Source organism: Mycobacterium sp. 1245111.1 (genome assembly GCF_001673405.1).
Lineage (GTDB): Bacteria > Actinomycetota > Actinomycetes > Mycobacteriales > Mycobacteriaceae > Mycobacterium.
The window spans coordinates 14,402-32,507 of record NZ_LZLV01000104.1 but is presented as its reverse complement, the minus strand read 5'-3'; the positions used below and the strand labels follow the sequence as shown (position 1 = coordinate 32,507).

General features: G+C 68.3%; 4 protein-coding genes. All 4 read right to left on the bottom strand.

All coding sequences use genetic code 11. From position 1 onward, the window contains the following. Positions 1-1,247: phosphotransferase (locus A5658_RS15500; protein ID WP_156751489.1), on the bottom strand; the 1,247-nt coding region annotated here is incomplete at its 3' end. A gap of 27 nt (positions 1,248-1,274) precedes the next feature. Beyond that, entirely contained in the window at positions 1,275-2,780 is a 1,506-nt protein-coding gene (locus tag A5658_RS15495; RefSeq protein ID WP_067336704.1) for a carboxylesterase/lipase family protein, read from the bottom strand. Between the two features lie 19 nt (positions 2,781-2,799). Further along, a complete protein-coding gene (locus tag A5658_RS15490; RefSeq protein ID WP_067336699.1) occupies positions 2,800-5,397 on the bottom strand; it encodes an NAD-dependent epimerase/dehydratase family protein in 2,598 nt (865 codons plus the stop codon). 107 nt (positions 5,398-5,504) lie between these two features. Further along, a complete protein-coding gene (locus A5658_RS15485) occupies positions 5,505-17,909 on the bottom strand; it encodes a type I polyketide synthase (RefSeq protein ID WP_067336695.1) in 12,405 nt (4,134 codons plus the stop codon). Between the last annotated feature and the right edge of the window lie 197 nt (positions 17,910-18,106).

Sequence of the window (18,106 nt, the reverse complement as noted above, 5' to 3'; positions counted from 1 at the left end):
AGGGATTCGGGGGCTGGATGCGTTTGGGCCTGATCCCCAACCAGCAGACGGCCTGGCTGAATGTCCTCCTGTGCGGCATCGGCAAAGTCGGCATACCAGCTTTCATTCCACAGCGGATCATCGCTCGGCGCGTGCGTCGACTCGTCCTCGGCCGACGGGCAGAGCGGTTCGGCAGCGGTTGATGCGGGCAGGATAGCCAACGCGTCGGTGTCGAGGACATGCTCGCAATGACGTTGCAGCATGGTCATGAACATCTCGTCGCCGCGTTCTGTGCGTTCCACCAACATCGATGACACGATCGCCATCATCACCCCGAAGAAACTCTGCCTGCGCACGCCGTCGCGGACGTCGGCGAGGCTGATCGGAGCATCCGGACCGAGCGCGCGGTGGTAGTCGTTGAGCAGCGCGTCGTAGTGTTCGCGCCGGTCTGCGACCGGTAATGCGCAGCCGAGGAAATATGCCAGGTCGGTCATGGCCGGGCCCCAGGTGACTGTCTGCCAATCGACCACGGTCAGTGGGCGTTCGGCGCCCTCGGCGCCGAACAGCATGTTGTCCAATCGATAGTCGCCGTGGATCAGACCGTGGACGCGATCACCGGCCGCCTCGTCGGCCAGGTAGCCGTCGAACCCGCCGACCAGGCGCTCGCACACCATCCGGTGCTGGGCAGAGATCTGGTCGCCGTAGCGGTCGACGAAGCCGGCGAACAGCCCTGTGATCAACGCCTGGTTGATCGGCGCGTCGCGGTTGAGCCATGCCGCGTCGGCGAGCGTGGTGTCGCCCATCAGCGGGCCCTGCAGCCGGCTCAACTCGGTGACCGCGATGCGCGCTTGCGCCGTTGTGGCGCCGCGGATTTCATCGCCGACGACGGCCGGGGTGGCGTCGCCGAGCAGTACGTCGAAAATTCCGGACGCGGCGTCGTAGGCGGCGTGGTAGCACGGCGCAACCGGACCGTGCAGACCCGGAGCGATATCGCGGTAGAAACAGACTTCACGCTCGTAGAGGCCCAGCGCCATCCCGGTCTGTCGGCTCATTGGATCGGTGGCCGCGACCTTGAGCACCACGGACTCCGGTCCACCCGCCGCTGCGTCGGCGTAGCTGAGCCGCACCCGGTAGCACTCGCTCATCTGACCTGTGCCGATACGCTGGAAAGTAAAATCATCGATGGTTCCGGCGCCCACGGCTGCGGTCAGCCAGTCGACGGTGAGGTCAGTCGGGCTTTCGACGGCGTTGTCGGTATGCGGTGTCATGGCCCGTCCACGTAATCACATCGACCGTCAGCGCGCCAGGGAAAAGCCTTCCCACGCCCTGCGCCGTTCGGGGTGCGGATCGAACTCCAGATGAGATCTACGGTCGAACACCATCACCGCACGATCGGTGTCCGTGTAGGCCGGCCAGTCGTCGCCCGGGTTGCCGGTGCGGCTGAATGACCGCCAGCGCCTTTGTACTTCGCGCGTCACCCGCATCGCCGACCGTCGATCCGCGGGCGCCGTCAGCAGTGCCCCGAACCGCGTGCGGTAGGTACCGAACACCGCGAGGAGCTCGGTGGCGTGCGTGGCCCCCAGCCCGGACCAGCGCAGTAACTTCGGGGCGTAGTCGTACCGATACAGGTAGGTCGGCGCATGCCTGCCATGGGCTTCGGCCATCGCCCACGCGGCCGAGCCGAACGCGAAATCGCCGCCGAGCTGAATGCACGCCGATCGCTCGGGGTAATCGGGATACGCGTCGGTGATGCGTGCCCGCTCGGCCGGTTCGACCTCGGCCAGCAGCGCTTCGATCATAGACTCGTTGGTCGGCAACAGCTGCAGGAAGCGGGTGAACAGTCGGCCTTCGTCCGCGTTGGTGCCCACGATGAGCGGAACCCGGTGCGCTTTGCCCTGCTGCATCGCGTCGACCGGATCCAGGGGCAGCGTGTCGTCGCCGAAGACGGGCCCAATGGGGAATGCGCCCAACATGTCTCGCACACCGTCGTTGATCAGACGATTCTGCGCCGCCACCAGTTCAGCGGGGCTCGCCTTCATCAACGCGTCGATCGCGTCATGCTTGGGCGCACCGAGTATCGAGGCGAACCGCGCAGCGAACTCCGCGGCGACGTCGGTTGACCGGGTCATGCCGCTGGCCGGACTCTCCGAAATCGCCTGAGCGAACAGACCTTCGGCCTCGGGCGCGGCCAGCAGTACCCCGACGGCATGCGCGCCAGCGCTCTCGCCGAACACGGTCACGTTGGCCGGGTCGCCGCCGAACGCGGCGATGTTGTCGTGGACCCAGCGCAGCGCCAGGATCAAGTCGCGCAGAAACAGGTTGCTGTCGATGGTGGCATCGGCCGTCGACAGCGACGACAGGTCCAGGCAACCCAGCGCACCGAGCCGATAGTTGACCGAGACGTAGACGCAGCCGCGCTTGGCCAGAGCCACCCCGTCGTAGATCGGTGTGGCCGAGCTGCCCATGATGTAGCCGCCGCCGTGGATGAACACCATCACCGGCAGCGGCTCGGCCGACGGCACCTCCGGCGCGATCACGTTGAGACTGAGGCAGTCCTCCCCCATCGGCTGGAACTTGCCGACACCGAGAACGGCGTAGCGATGTTCCTGCGGTGCGCATTTGGTGAAGCCATGGCAATAACGCACACCACGCCAGGGCTGGGCCGGCTCAGGCGCCCGGAACCGGCGCGCACCCACCGGCGGGCGGGCGTACGGGATGGATCGCCAGCGGTGAACGCCGTCGCGGGTAAATCCTTCGACGGTGCCTGCGGCAGTCGTCACGCGGACGGTGTGTTGGTGCATCTTCCGACGGTAGCGAACGTCAGGTAGAAACGCTCGGCAGGTCCGGTTCGAGCATGGTGATGGTGCCGGCCGTGCCGTCGACTTCGATGAGTACGCCGGGCGTCAGGCGTCTCGTCGCATCGTGTACGTCGACTACACACGGGATGCCGAATTCACGGGCTACCACCGCGGCATGCGACATCGGACCGCCGAGTTCGGTGACGACGGCGCCCGCGTAGGAGAACGCCGCCGTGTAGCCGACATCGGTGACCTCGGCCACGAGGATCTCGCCGGCCTGCAGGTCGTCGATGGTCTCCGGCCGCACGATCCGGACTCGCCCGCGGACCTTGCCCGCGCTCACACCGGCGCCGGTCAGCGTGTGGCCAGGCGTGAGCATCGACGCCTCGACATTGACGGGTTCCCAGCCGCCGCTGAAGATCGCGGGTGGCGTCACACCGGCGAGCCTCTGCTGCTCTGCGCGACGGCGCTGCACCAGAGCGGCGGTGTCGGCGGGCAGCGCGTCGAGTTCGTCGACCAGCAGGTAATAGACATCGTCGGCGGATTCGAGCACACCCGACTCGGTGAGCCGACGGCCGAGCTCACGAAGGAGCCTGCGCAGCAACCACACTGCGCGAACCAGTCGGTCGCGACGCACTTCGCGGTCGCGCACCTGGCTGGCCGCGATCAGCGCCACCGGTCGCGACCGCAGCGGAACTACCTGTGGGCTGGCGTCCGAGCGGTCCCGCGGGTCAACGGCTTTCGCGACCATGCGCAGCAGCAATTCCGGGTCGTCGGCGTAGCTGGACGACCGCATCTCCAACTCAGCGGGCCCGCGGTGTCCAAAGGCGCTGAGTTCGGCCAGCAAGGTTCGGTGGAACTCCGGGGCCTTGGCGGCCAGTTCGGCAAGATGATCGCCCGGTTCGGCGAGGATGCGTGCCACGTTGGGGTCACGCCTGGCCGCATCCGCAAGGCGGTACACCACTTTCAGTGGCCCGGCGCTGGCCAGTTCCTGGCCGACCGGCAGCATCATGTCGCGTCCGTTGAGGCCGCGCAGGATCACGCTGAGCGCGGCGAACGACATGAACGACCCTGAGGCCAGCACCCAGCCGTCGACCGCAGAGTCGCGGGCCAGCAGGATCAAGCTCTGCAGCCGCTGATCGGTCAACGTCGTAAGGTCGCCACTGGCAACCTCTTCTAGGCGTTTGATGTCGTCGACGAAGTCGCCGGTGTCGTGCGCCGCGCCGATGATCAGCCCGACCAGGTTGACCCCGAACACCCCCAAATTGCGGATGGTGCGCAACGGTCCAGTGGTGCGGCCTGATTCGCGGGGCAACTCGTCGCCGTGGATGGGCATTGATGCGACGCTGGGACCGAAGTACTGGCTCTGCCGAACCACGGTGGCGGGCTTGACGAAGGGCACGACCTCAGCCATGTAGTGCGCGGTGGTGATGGCGCCGTACAGGCGATGCGCGAACACGCCGACGGTGCGGGTGGCCATCTCGCGCTGGATCAACCCACCCGGCCGCAGACGCCCGGCGATCACCGCACCGGACGCACGTAATCCCTTGACCGTCACCGACGCCGACGACGGCGAGAACGGTCCGGGCAGTGCCTCCGACAAGTTGGTGGCCAGAAACGTGGGAAAGCGCGGATCGATCGGGGTGTCGAATTCGCCGTTGCCGCCCTCGGGGCCGGCCGGCACGGTCTTGGAACCGTCGGCGGCCGGGATGTCGACCGCGGGGATGTCCTGCACATGGGTCAGCCGCCACGGCAACGAAGTGGTCCACGAGCCGATGCTGACCCGGCCGCGCACCGCCAGGGCGGTGTCGTCCAGACATTCGCGTCCGGTCCAGGCCGGGGTGTAGTTCCAACGCTCCTGCAGCAGAGCGGTATTCATCGACGGCGCACTCAGCAAGAGGTCCAGTTCCGCTGTCGGGCCGAGCTTTCGGAGCACTCGTGGCACTCGGGGCCGCCTGAACGTCTCGGCGATCTCGTGCACCGTGAGATCTCCGGACGCGGCGAGGTTCACGGGTCCGTTTCCGAGATCCGGGTCAACGGCCGCACGCACGAAGATGCGGTGCGCGTCCTCACTGTGCACGACCTGTAGGGATTCGTCGTTGTCGACGAAGAACGCGGACGCCAGCGCTCGTCGCACCCAGTTGTCGACGCCTCGGCCGACGACTGCCGCGGTACGGATCGTCACCCACTCGACGCCGCTTGCCGCAACCATCTCCTCGGCTCGGGCCTTTTCCCGTCCATAGGCCGAAACCGGCTGCAGCGGCTCGGCTTCCGATCTGTCACGGCCGGAACCGTAGACATGAGCCGATGACGGAAAGACGATGCGGCGGGCCCCACTGCGCGCGATCGCGTCAAGCACGTTTCCGGTGCCGACGATGTTTGCATCACCGTCTGCGACGGGGATGGCCGCCCAGGCGCAGTGCACGACGACCTCCGACCCGGCCACGACCCGCCGCACCGTGGCAGCGTCGCGCATGTCGCCTTCGACGAAGGTCGCTGCGCTCGGCCAGCTTTCGGGCCTACGTCGGGCCATCCCAGCGACGTCGTAACCGGCGCTGAGCAGGCGTCGGACAACGCCGCGGCCGACCACTCCGCTTGCCCCGGTGACTGCAATCCTCATCGGCTAGTGATCCGGGCAATGTCGTCGAGATCGACGCTAGCGCGAAGAACTGCGAGTGGGTGGCACGCCAGTGTCGATCTCGGCGTAAGACACGTCCGCTTCATCGGCTAGTCGTCGTCGTCGAGGAACGCAGCGTTGACCAAGTCGTCGAGATCCATTGTGGCGAGGTCTTTTTCCTTGTCCTGTTCCGCGTCGATCCCATTGGCGTCGTTGGCCAGGCCGAGTAGCAGGTCCAGCACGCCGGCCTGACGCAGTCGTTTGACCGGGATGGATGCCACCACTCGCTGGATCTCCGCCTCGCCGGGCGCGGCTTTGGGCACCGCGTCAGCGGAGGCGCCGACCAACTCTTGGTGGAAGTAACCCGCCAGGGCCGCGGAGTTCGGGTAGTCGAAGATCAGCGTGGGCGAAAGCGGCAGACCGGTCGCGGCCTTGAGCCGGTTACGCATCTCGACAGCGGTCAGCGAGTCGAAGCCCAACTCTTGGAACGCCTTGTCCGGATCGATCGCCTCCGGGGCGCTGTTGCCGAGCACGGTGGAGATGTGCGACCGCACCAGATCCAGCAGCACCGCCTGCTGCTCGTCCTCCGGCAGGCCGTCGAGCCGCTGCAGCAGGGCCGACTTCGACTTGGCGGCGGCCAGCGAATCGTCGACCTGGCGCCGGGCCGGCGCGTTGATCAGATCGACGAACATCGGCGGTAGGGTGCCACCGTCGAACTTGGTCCGCAGGGCGACGGTGTCGATGTGGGCGGGCAGCAGGAACGGTTCGTCGATCACCATCGCGGTGTCGAGTAGTTGCAGCGCCTGAGTGGACGTCATCGCCATAATGCCGTCGCGGGCGAAGCGGGCGAAGTCCACCGCGCCGAGTTCGCCGGTCATGTTGCTGGTCTGGTCCCACAGGCCCCAGCCCAGCGAGATCGCCGGCAGGCCGCGGGTCCGCCGGTACACGGCAAGGCCGTCCAGGAAGCTATTGGCGGCGGCGTAGTTGGCCTGACCCGACGATCCGACCAGGCCGGCCATCGACGAGAACATCACGAACGCCGACAGGTTCGAATCCTTGGTCAGCTCATGCAGATTCCACGCCGTGTCGATCTTGGCCCGCAGCACCGCGTCCACTCGCTCGGGGGTCAGCGAGGTCACGACCGCGTCATCCAGCACCCCGGCCGTGTGGATCACCGCCGACAGCGGATGCTGGACCGGGATATCGGCCAGCACCTTGGCCAGCGCGGCGCGGTCGGCGGCGTCACACGCGACGATCGACACCTCGGCCCCGGCCGCCGTCAAATCCTCGGCCAGCTCCGCCGCACCCGGCGCATCCGGGCCGCGTCGGCCGATCAGCAGCAGGTTGCGCACGCCGTGGTTGGCGACGACGTGACGGGCCACCGCCGAGCCGGCCATCCCGGTGCCGCCGGTGATCACCACGGTGCCCAACGCCCAGGTGTCCGGCATCGTCAACACGACCTTGCCGGTGTGACGGGCCTGGCTCAGGTACCGCAGCGCCGCGGGCGCGCGCCGCACATCGAAGGTGGTGACCGGCAGCGGCCGCAGCGTGGCATCCTCGAACAGCGTGGTCAACTCGGACAGCATCCGCTCGATGTGGTCCGCGCCCGCCTCGAACAAGTCGAAGGCGCGGTACCGCACGCCGTCATACGTCGCGGCGACTTCGCGAGCATCGCGGATGTCGGTCTTGCCCATCTCGAGGAAAACGCCGCCGGAGGCGACGAGTCGCAGTGAGGCGTCGACGAATTCACCGGCCAGCGAGTCCAGCACCACGTCGACTCCGCGGCCGCCGGTCGCGGCACGGAACTTCTCCTCGAATTCCACCGTCCGGGAATCCCCGATGTGGGCGTCGTCAAAGCCCATGGCCCGCAACGTGTCCCACTTACCCTGGCTGGCGGTCGCGAACACCTCCAGACCGAAGTGTCGCGCCAACTGCACGGCGGCCATTCCGACCCCGCCGGCGGCGGCATGGATCAGGATGCGTTGGCCGGCCTTGACATCGGCCAACGCCGTCAGCGCGTAATAGGCGGTGGCGAACACCACCGGTGCGGTGGCGGCCTCGGTGTACGACCAGCCCGACGGGACGTCCATCAGCAGGCGCGCGTCGGTGATCGCGAGCGTGCCGGTGCCCTCGGGGAATAACCCGGTCACCCGGTCACCGACCGCGAAACGGCTGACACCCGGGGCGGTTTCGACCACGACGCCGGACGCCTCGACACCCATTACGGCGTCCGCGTCGGGATACAGGCCGAGCGCGATCATCACGTCGCGGAAGTTGGCCGGCATGGTGCGAACCGCGACCCGGACCTGGCCCGGCCCCAGCGGCGCGTCGGCGTCCGGGATCGGTTCCAGCACCAGGTTCTCGAAGGTGCCCTTGCTGGACATGCCCAGCCGCCACGCCTCGCCGCCCGGCGGCACCAAGAGCGTGTCCACCGCTCGGCTACCGTGCACCCGGCCGCTGTAGACCGTCTCGTTGCGCACGAGCACCTGCGGCTCACCGGCGGCCAGGATCGCGGCGATCGTCGTATCACTCAGTGGCGCATCGGAATCCGCCAGCACGATCCGGCCCGGGTGCTCGGTCTGCGCGGAACGCACCAGACCCCACACGGCCGCACCGGCCAGATCGGTGACATCCTCCCCCGGCCGTGCCACCGCGCCGCGTGTGGTGACCAGCAGCATTCCGGAGTCGTGCTCGGCGAGCCACGACTGCAGCGCGGCCAACGCATCGTGAGTGCGACGGTAGGTCGAGCCCAACCCATCGTCGTCGCCGGCCCGAGATTCGAATACGTCGTAGGACGGTGTGTCGGCGTGTGAGCCGACTACCGCCGGCGACCAGACCACTTCGAAGATCCGGTCGGGACCCGAACCTGACACGGCGGCCATCAGCTGTTGACGCGAGACCGGCCGCGCCACCATGGCGGCCACCGACAGCACCGGCAGCCCGAGCGCGTCGGCGAGTTGCACCGACACCGATGACGGGCCCGAGGGTGTGATGCGTGCCCGCACCGACGACGCGCCGGCCGCGTGCAGCGACACGCCCTGCCACGAGAACGGCACCAGCACACCGTCTTTGCCGTCATGGTCGGCTTCGGTCGCGACGATCACCGCGTGCAGCGCGGCGTCCAGGACCGCGGGATGTACTCCGAATCCGGTCGGCGACACCCCGGCGTCGCCGGGCAGCGATACGTCGGCGAAGATCTCCTCGCCGCGGCGCCACATCGCCGTCAACCCCTGGAACGCAGGACCGTATCCGTAACCGCTTGCGGTCAATCGGTCGTAGAGACCGTCGATATCGATCGGCGTCGCACCCGGGGGTGGCCACGTGGTCATGTCAGCGGCAGACTCCGGTGCGCCGGGCCGGACAATGCCCTCGGCGTGCAACGTCCAGCCCGAATGGGCGTCAGTGCGGGAAAACACCGACACCGCACGGTGACCCGACTCGTCGGCGCCGTCGACGACCACCTGGACAGCCACCGACCCGGTCGACGGGATCACCAGCGGTGCCGCAAGCGTCAGCTCGTCGACAACCGAGCAGCCCACCTCGTCACCGGCGCGGATCGCCATCTCGACGAAACCCGCGCCCGGGAAGATGACCACGCCGCCGATCGCGTGGTCATTGAGCCAACCCTGCGACTGCGCCGACAACCGGCCGGTCAGCACCACGCCGCCAGAGGTCGGCAGGTCCACCACCGCGCCGAGCAGCGCGTGCTCGCTGGCCGACAGGCCGAGGCCCTCGGCATCGACCGCGGCATCGTCGGCGGACAGCCAGAAGCGGCGTCGATCGAAGGCGTAGGTCGGCAGTTCGACGAAGCCGGCGCCGGGCAATGTGGCCCGCCAATCGACCCCGACGCCCGACACGAACGCCTGCGCGATGCCGATCATCAGGCTGGTCGGTTCGGGTCGGTCCTTGCGCAGCAACGGCACCGACGCCACTGGGGCATCTGAGACCTCGGCCAGCGACTCCTCGATGGACGAGGTGAGACCGCCACCGGGGCCCACTTCCAGGAAGCGGCTGGCGCCACCCGAATTCGCGTACCGGATGCTGTCGGCGAATCGAACCGCGGCCCGGATGTGCTGCAGCCAGTATTCGGCGGAGGCGAAGTCATCGCCTGCCAATTCTCCGGTGACGTTGGAGATGACCGGGATGGTGACCGGGTTGACCGTGAGTTCTCGTGCCGCTGCCCGGAATTCGTCGATCATGGGCTCCATCAGAGGCGAGTGGAAAGCATGCGACACGGCGAGCCGGTGCACGCGCCGTCCCTGCGCGCGAAGGTGTTCGGCGATGGCGTTCACGCCACCCTCGTCGCCCGAGACCACCACTGACGACGGGCCGTTCACCGCGGCGATGCCGACGCTATCGGTCAGCAGTGGGCGCACCTCGTCCTCGGTGGCCTGCACCGCCACCATCGCGCCGCCGGCCGGCAGCGCCTGCATGAACCGCCCGCGTGCGACCACCAATAGCGCGGCGTTCTCCAGCGACAGCGCGCCAGCCACGTGTGCGGCGGTCAACTCGCCGACCGAGTGACCCATCACGTAGTCGGGCCGCACACCCCACGATTCCAACAGGCGGTACAACGCAACCTCGACGGCGAACAACGCCGGCTGGGCGAATTCAGTTGTGTTCAAAAGCTCTTCGCTGTGTCCCCACATCACCTCGCGCAGCGGGCGCAGCAGATGGCGGTCCAGCTCGCCGACGACGGTGTTGAACGCCTCGGCGAAGACAGGGTAGGTGGCGTGCAGCCCCATGCCCATGCCGAGCCATTGCGAACCCTGGCCGGGGAATACGAAGACGGTTTTGCCGGGCAACCCGGTCCCGGTGATGACCGAGGAACTGGGCTGACCGGCGGCCAGCTCGGCGAGGCCCGTCAGCAACGGGTCGCGGCCGTCGCCGAGCACCACCGCACGACGCTCGAACGCGGTGCGACCCGCCAGCGACCATCCCACATCGGCCGCACCCAATTCGATACGCGGACCGACGAATCCGGCCAGCCGCGCGGCCTGCGACTCCAGCGCTGCGGTCGACTTGGCCGACACGACCCACGGGATGACCGCCGGGGGCGAGATCGGGGTGACATCGGCGATCGGCTCGACCGGCGGGGCGGCCTCGATGATCACGTGCGCGTTGGTGCCGCTGATGCCGAACGACGAGATGCCCGCCCGGCGCGGCTGACCGTCGTTCGGCCAAGGCTTCGGCTCCGTGAGCAGTTGCACCGAGCCCATCGACCAATCCACATGCGGGCTGGGTTCATCCACGTGCAGGGTCGCCGGAATCAGCTCGTGACGCATCGCGAGGACCATCTTCATGACTCCCGCGACGCCCGCGGCGGCCTGGGTGTGGCCCATGTTCGACTTGATCGAGCCCAACCACAGCGGCTTACGCCGGTCTTGCCCATAGGTCGCCAGAATCGCTTGGGCCTCAATCGGATCGCCCAGGGTAGTGCCCGTGCCGTGCCCTTCGACCACGTCGACGTCGGCGGCGGTCAGCCCCGCGCTGGCCAACGCCGAGCGGACCACCCGCTGCTGCGACGGGCCGTTGGGCGCGGTCAACCCATTGGATGCGCCGTCCTGGTTGATCGCGGAGCTGGAGACGAGAGCCAGCACCGGGTGTCCCAGGCGGCGCGCGTCGGACAAACGCTCGACAACCAGCATGCCGCCGCCCTCGGAGAATCCGGTGCCGTCGGCGGCACCGGCGAACGCCCGGCAGCGGCCATCGGTAGACAACCCGCGCATGCGGCTGAACTCCACGAAAATGTCGGGTGTGGAGTTGACGGTGACGCCACCGGCCATCGCGAGATCGCACTCCCCCGAACGCAACGACTGTGCGGCCATGTGCAGAGCGACCAACGACGACGAGCACGCGGTGTCCACCGACACCGCCGGCCCCTCCAGACCCAGCACGTAGGACACCCGGCCCGAGGCCACGCTCGACGACTGCCCGGTGAGCCGGAAGCCTTCGGCAGCCTGCGCGGCACCCATGCCGTAACCCTGGGCGTAGACACCGGCGAAGACGCCGGTGGCACTGCCCCGCAGGGTGGCGGGGTCAATTCCAGCCCGCTCCAACGCTTCCCACGTCAGCTCGAGGAACATCCGCTGCTGGGGGTCCATCGCCAACGCCTCGGACGGGCCAATCCCGAAGAAGGCTGGGTCGAAATCGCCGACGCCGTCGACGAAACCGCCGGTGCGGGCGTAGCAGGTGCCGGCGACGTCGGGATCGGGGTTGTAGAGGTTGGCCAGGTCCCAACCACGGTCAGCGGGGAAATCGGTGATGACGTCGCGACCTTCGGCGACCATGTCCCACAGGTCTTCCGGCGAATTGACCCCGCCGGGATACCGGCACGCCATCCCGACGATCGCGATCTGCTCGTCGCCGCTGATTCGCACCGCGGTGACAGGTTTGACCTCCTGCGGCACACCGGCAAGTTCGGTGCGGAAGTAGGACGCCAACCGGCTCGGCGTCGGGTAGTCGAAGATCAACGTCGGCGAAAGCGACAGCCCGGTGGCGGCTTTGAGCCGGTTGCGCATTTCGACAGCGGTCAGCGAATCGAAGCCCAACTCCTGGAACGCCTTGTCCGGGTCGACGGCCTCGGGTGTGGTGTTGCCCAACACGGTGGCGATGTGCGAGCGCACCAGATCCAGCAGCACCGCGTGCTGCTCGTTCTCGGACAGGCCGTGGATGCGTTGCGCGAGAGCGGACTTGGACTTGCTCGCGGCAAGCGAGTCGTCGACCCGGCGGCGGGTCGGCGCGTTGATCAGGTCGACGAACATCGGCGGAACCACGGCGGCATTGGCCCGCAGCGCGGCGGCGTCGATGTGGGCGGGCAGCAGGAACGGCTCGTCGACCACCAGCGCGGTGTCGAAGAGCTGTAGTGCGTCGGCCGACTCCAGCGCCTTGACGCCGCTGCGCGCCAACCGGGCCCGGCCCGCTTCGTCGAGTCCACCGGTCATGTCGCTGGCCTGCTCCCACAGGCCCCAGCCCAGCGAGATCGCCGGCAGCCCGTGCGCGCGACGATGCGCGGCCAGCCCGTCCAGGAAGCTGTTGGCCGCCGCATAGTTGGCCTGCCCCGAGGACCCGATCAGGCCGGCCATCGACGAGAACATCACAAATGCAGAGACATTCGAATCCTGGCTCAGCTCATGCAGATTCCAGGCCGCGTCGACCTTGGCCCGCAATACCGCATCCACCCGCTCAGGCGTCAGCGAGGTCAGCACGGCGTCGTCGAGCACACCCGCGGCGTGGATCACCGCCGACAGCGGATGCTGCACCGGAATGTCGGCCAGCACCTTCGCCAGCGCCGCGCGGTCCGCGGCGTCACATGCCACCACCGACACCTCGGCGCCGGCGGCGGTCAACTCCGCCGTCAGCTCCGCAGCGCCCGGCGCCTCCGGGCCCCGGCGGCCCAGCAACAACAGGTGCCGCGCACCATGATTGACGACCAGGTGGCGGGCCAGCGCCGAGCCGGCCATGCCGGTCCCGCCGGTGATCACCACGGTGCCCAACGCCCAGACATCCGGCATCGTCAATACGACCTTGCCGGTGTGCCGCGCCTGGCCGAGATACCTCATCGCCGTGCGTGCCCGCCGCACGTCGAACGTCGTCACCGGTAGCGGCCGCAGCACACCGGCATCGAAGAGTTCGGCGAGATCCAGCAGGTACTGGTGCATCCGGTTGCGGCCGGGTTCGAACAGGTCGAAGGCGCGATAGCGCACGCCCGGGTACTCCTCGGCGATCTTCCCGGGGTCGCGGATATCGGTCTTGCCCATCTCGAGGAAGATCCCGCCGGGCTTGACCAGACGCAGTGAGGCATCGACGAATTCACCGGCCAGCGAATCGAGCACGACATCGAAGCCCCGATCGCCCACGACCGCACGGAATTTGTCCTCGAATTCCAGTGTGCGGGAATCGCCGATGTGATCGTCGTCGAAACCCATCGCCCGCAACGTGTCCCACTTGGGCCGGCTGGCGGTCGCGAACACTTCCAGCCCGAGGTGTCGCGCCAACTGCGCGGCGGCCATGCCCACGCCGCCGGCGCCGGCGTGCAGCAACAGGCGCTGACCGGGTTTGACGTCGGCTAGGTGGACGAAGGCGTAGTAGGCGGTGGTGAAAACCGCTGAGATGGCGGCGGCCTCGGGGTAGGACCAGTCCGACGGCATCGGAAGCAGCAGCCGGGTATCGCCGGCGACCAGGGTGCCGCTGCCGTCGGGGAAGAACCCGAAAACGTCGTCACCGACGGCGAATTCGGTCACGCCGGGGCCGACTTCGACGACGACACCGGCACCTTCGCCACCGATCAGCGCATCATGGGTGAACATGCCCAGCGTGATCATGATGTCGCGGAAGTTCGTGGCGATGGCCCGCATTGCGACGCGCACCTGACCCGGTTCCAGCGGCGCGTCGGCGTTGGGCACCGGTTCCAGGTGCAGGTTCTCGAACGTGCCCGCCGTCGACAGGCCCAGTCGCCAGGGCCCCTCGGCCGGCGGCACCAGCACGTCATCGACCGCGCGGCTGGCGCGCACCCGCGCGATGTAGACGGTGTCGCCGCGAAGTAGAACCTGCGGCTCACCGGCCGCCAACACTTCGGCGATCGTCGAATCACTCAGCGGCGCATCGGAATCCACCAACACGATCCGGCCCGGATGTTCGGTCTGAGCGGAACGGACCAGCCCCCATACCGCCGCGCCGGGTAGATCGGTCACGTCCTGTCCGGCCAACCCCACCGCGCCACGGGTCGCGACCACCAGGGTGCCCGACACGTGTTCGGCCAGCCAGGATTGCAGCTTTGCCAATGCCTCGTGGACCCGCTGATAGCTCGTAGTGACCGGATCACCTGCGGCAGCTGAAGATTCGAACAGCTCGTACGAAGGCGTCTCGACATGGGAGGCGGATGACACCGGCGACCAGGCCAGCTCGAAGAGCTGATCACCGCCGCTGTTGGACATCGCCGCCATCAACTGTTGGTGCGAAATCGGTCGCGCGATCATCGACGTCACCGTCAACACCGGCAGCCCGAGCCCGTCGGCGAGCTCCACCGAAACCGCCGACGGACCCGACGGCGCGATCCGCGCCCGCACTGCCGACGCCCCTGCCGCGTGCAGCGATACGCCCTGCCAGGCGAACGGCAAAGCCACCCCGGCGCCGTCGTGAGTGACCGCCGCTGCATGCAGAGCCGCGTCGAGCAGCACCGGGTGCACGCCGAATCCGCTTATGCCGCCGGCCGCCTGCGGCAACGTCACCTCGGCGAAGAACTCATCGCCGCGACGCCACAGCGCGGTCAGACCCTGGAAGGCCGGGCCGTACTGATAGCCGCGCTCGGCCAGCCGCCGGTAGCCGTCGGTCACGTCGACGGCCGTCGCGTCCTGCGGCGGCCACACCGACAGATCGGCCACCGGCTCCACCGGAGACGACGACAGGATCCCCGTCGCATGGCAGTTCCACGCGGAATCCGCAGTCTCCCTTGAGAACACCGACAGGCTGCGTTGGCCGGATTCCTCGGCGGCACCGACGACCACCTGTACCGACACCGATCCGGACGCGGGCAGCAGCAACGGTGATTGCAGGGTCAACTCATCGATCACCGGGCAGCCGACCTCGTCGCCCGCCCGGATCGCCAACTCGACGAAGCCCGCCCCCGGGAACACCGCCAGGCCGTCGACCGCGTGATCGGACAGCCAGCCCTGAATGGCGGGCGACAGCCGACCCGTCAGCACCACCCCACCGGAGTCGGGCAGATCGACGACCGCGCCCAGCAGCGCGTGCTCGCTGGCGCCCAGCCCGAGGCCGGCCGCATCGAGAGCCGCCCCGTCGCCAGAGAGCCAAAAGCGCCGCCGCTCAAAGGCATACGTCGGTAGCTCGACGAAACCGCCCGACGGCACGGCCGCGCGCCAATCCACCTTCACACCCGAGACGAAGGCCAGCGCGGCCGAACTCAAGAAGCGCCGCAGACCGCCGTCCTCGCGGCCAAGTGTCGGTACGACAACCGCATCGGCTCCGCCGTCGGTAGCGGTGTCCTCGATGCCGGCGATCAGGGCGGGGTGCGGGCTGGATTCGATAAAGGTGCGATAGCCGCTCTGGGCCGCGGTCCGCACGGCCTGGTCGAATTCGACAGTCTGGCGGATGTTGCGGAACCAGTAGTCGGGGCCGAGGCCGGCGGTGTCGTGGACCTGCCCGGTGACGGTGGAGAAGAACACCGTGCGCGTGGACTGCGGCTCGATCCCGGCCAGCGCTTCGGCGAGTTGGTCGCGGATCTCGTCGACGGCAATTGAATGCGAGGCGTAGTCGACGTCAATGCGCCGCGCGCGGGTTTCGCGTTCTACGCACAACGCGACGATCTCGTCGAGCGCGGCTTCCTCACCGGAGATGACGACGGCCGACCGCCCGTTGACCGCGGCGATGCTGACCCGATCGCCGTAGGGCGCCAACAGCTCTCGTGCGTGGTCGAGGTCGCAGGCCAGCGAGGCCATCCCGCCGCGACCGGACAGCGCCAGTAACAGCTTGCTGCGCAGCGTCACCACCCGGGCGGCGTCGCGCAACGACAGTGCGCCGGCGACGAACGCCGCGGCGATCTCGCCCTGCGAGTGACCGATGACGGCTTCCGGGCGCACCCCGATCGACCGCCACAACTCGGCCAGCGACACCATCACCGCGAACAATGCGGGCTGCACCACGTCCACGCGGTCCAGACCCGGAGCGCCGGGCGCGCCGCGCAGCACGTCGATCAACGACCAGTCGACGAACTCGGCGAACGCTTCGGCGCACGCATTCATCTGCTCGGCGAAAACTGGTGCGGTGTCCAGCAATTCGACGCCCATGCCGATCCACTGCGAGCCCTGGCCGGGGAACACGAACACCGTCTTGCCCGCCGGAGCGGCCCGGCCGGTGATCACCGAGGCGCCCGGCAGGCCCTGCGCCAGCTCGCCCAGACCGGCCAACAACTGGCCGCGGTCGTCGCCCAGCACCACCGCGCGGTGCTCGAAGGTCGATCGTCCCGCCAGCGACCAGCCCACGTCGGCTGCATTCAATTCCTCACGGGCACTGATGAATTCGCCGAGACGGCGCGCTTGCGCCTCGAGCGCCGCGGCGCTCTTCGCCGACACCACCCAGGGCACCACCGACGGCTGCGGAGCGACGCTCTCAACCGCGTCGACCGACGGGGACTCCTCGATGATCACGTGGGCGTTGGTGCCGCTGATCCCGAACGACGACACCGCGGCACGACGGGCGTGACCGCCTGCGCCCCATGGCTGTGGCTCGGTAAGCAGCGACACCGATCCCGCCGTCCAATCCACGTGTGGGCTAGGCACATCCACGTGCAGCGTCGCCGGTAACAATTCGTGGCGCATCGCCTGCACCATCTTGATCACGCCCGCCACCCCGGCTGCGGCCTGGGTGTGACCCATGTTCGACTTGATCGACCCCAGCCACAGTGGGTTGTCGCCCCGGTCCTGGCCGTAGGTGGCAAGCAGGGCCTGCGCTTCGATCGGGTCGCCCAACGTCGTTCCGGTGCCGTGGGCTTCGACCACGTCCACCTCGGTCGCGCTCAAACCGGCGTTGGCCAACGCCGTACGCACCACCCGCTGCTGGGACGGCCCGTTGGGCGCGGTCAGCCCGTTGGAGGCGCCGTCCTGATTAACCGCCGTGCCCCGCACCACCGCAAGCACTCGATGGCCGAGTCGCTGAGCATCCGAAAGCCGTTCCACCACCAGCATTCCGCCACCCTCGGACCAGCCGACGCCGTCGGCCGCACCCGAGAACGGCTTGCAGCGGCCGTCCGGCGACAGTCCGCGGTGCCTGCTGAATTCGACGAAGACCGTCGGGGTCGCGTTGACGGTCGCGCCACCTGCCAGCGCGAGGTCGCATTCCCCCGACCGCAACGACTGCACGGCCATGTGTAGCGCCACCAACGACGACGAGCACGCGGTGTCCACCGACACCGCTGGGCCTTCCAGCCCGAGCACATAGGCCACCCGTCCGGTGGCCACGCTGGAGGTCATACCGGTGAGCCGGTAACCCTCGATCTCCTCGGCGAGCATGCCGTAGCCCTGGGCGATAATTCCGGCGAAGACTCCGGTGGCGCTGCCGCGCAGCGAGGTCGGATCAATTCCGGCCCGTTCCAACGCTTCCCACGACAACTCCAGCAGCATGCGGTGCTGCGGGTCGGTGGCCAGCGCCTCGCTGGGGGCCACACCGAAGAAAGCGGCGTCGAATCCGGCGACGTCGTCGACGAATCCGCCGGATCGGGCGTAGCACTTGTGCGGCGCGTCGGGGTCGTCGTCGAAAAGCCCGGCCAGGTCCCAGCCGCGGTCGTTGGGAAACTCAGACATCACGTCACGCTGGTCAGCGACCATGTCCCACAAGCTGTCCGGCGAATCGACCCCCCCGGGGAATCGGCACGACATACCGACGATGGCGATCGGCTCACCGGAGCGCTCCAGCAGCGCGCGGTTCTTGGTCTTCAACCGCTCGACCTGGACCAGCGCTTTACGCAACGCCTCGGTTGCATGCTGGAGTTGGTCAGCCATGTCGTTACCCCTCGCCTAACATCGGTCGTCGCTCACTCTGGAAATGCGGCCCTGGATGAGGAGCAGCGTCACTTGCCGCGCGGATGGCGGCTTACCTGCTCTTCGACCCGAGAACATCGTTGGCGGGCGCCGACTCGCCCACCCCGCCCATGGCCTGGCTCCGCAACTGATTCCGGGGCCCAGCGATCCATGGCGAG

Bases quoted from the DNA above. Each gene is read 5' to 3' on its own strand.
- A5658_RS15495 (WP_067336704.1), bottom strand. From the start codon at position 2,780: ATGCACCAACACACCGTCCGCGTGACGACTGCCGCAGGCACCGTCGAA.
- A5658_RS15490 (WP_067336699.1), bottom strand. From the start codon at position 5,397: ATGAGGATTGCAGTCACCGGGGCAAGCGGAGTGGTCGGCCGCGGCGTT.
- A5658_RS15485 (WP_067336695.1), bottom strand. From the start codon at position 17,909: ATGGCTGACCAACTCCAGCATGCAACCGAGGCGTTGCGTAAAGCGCTG.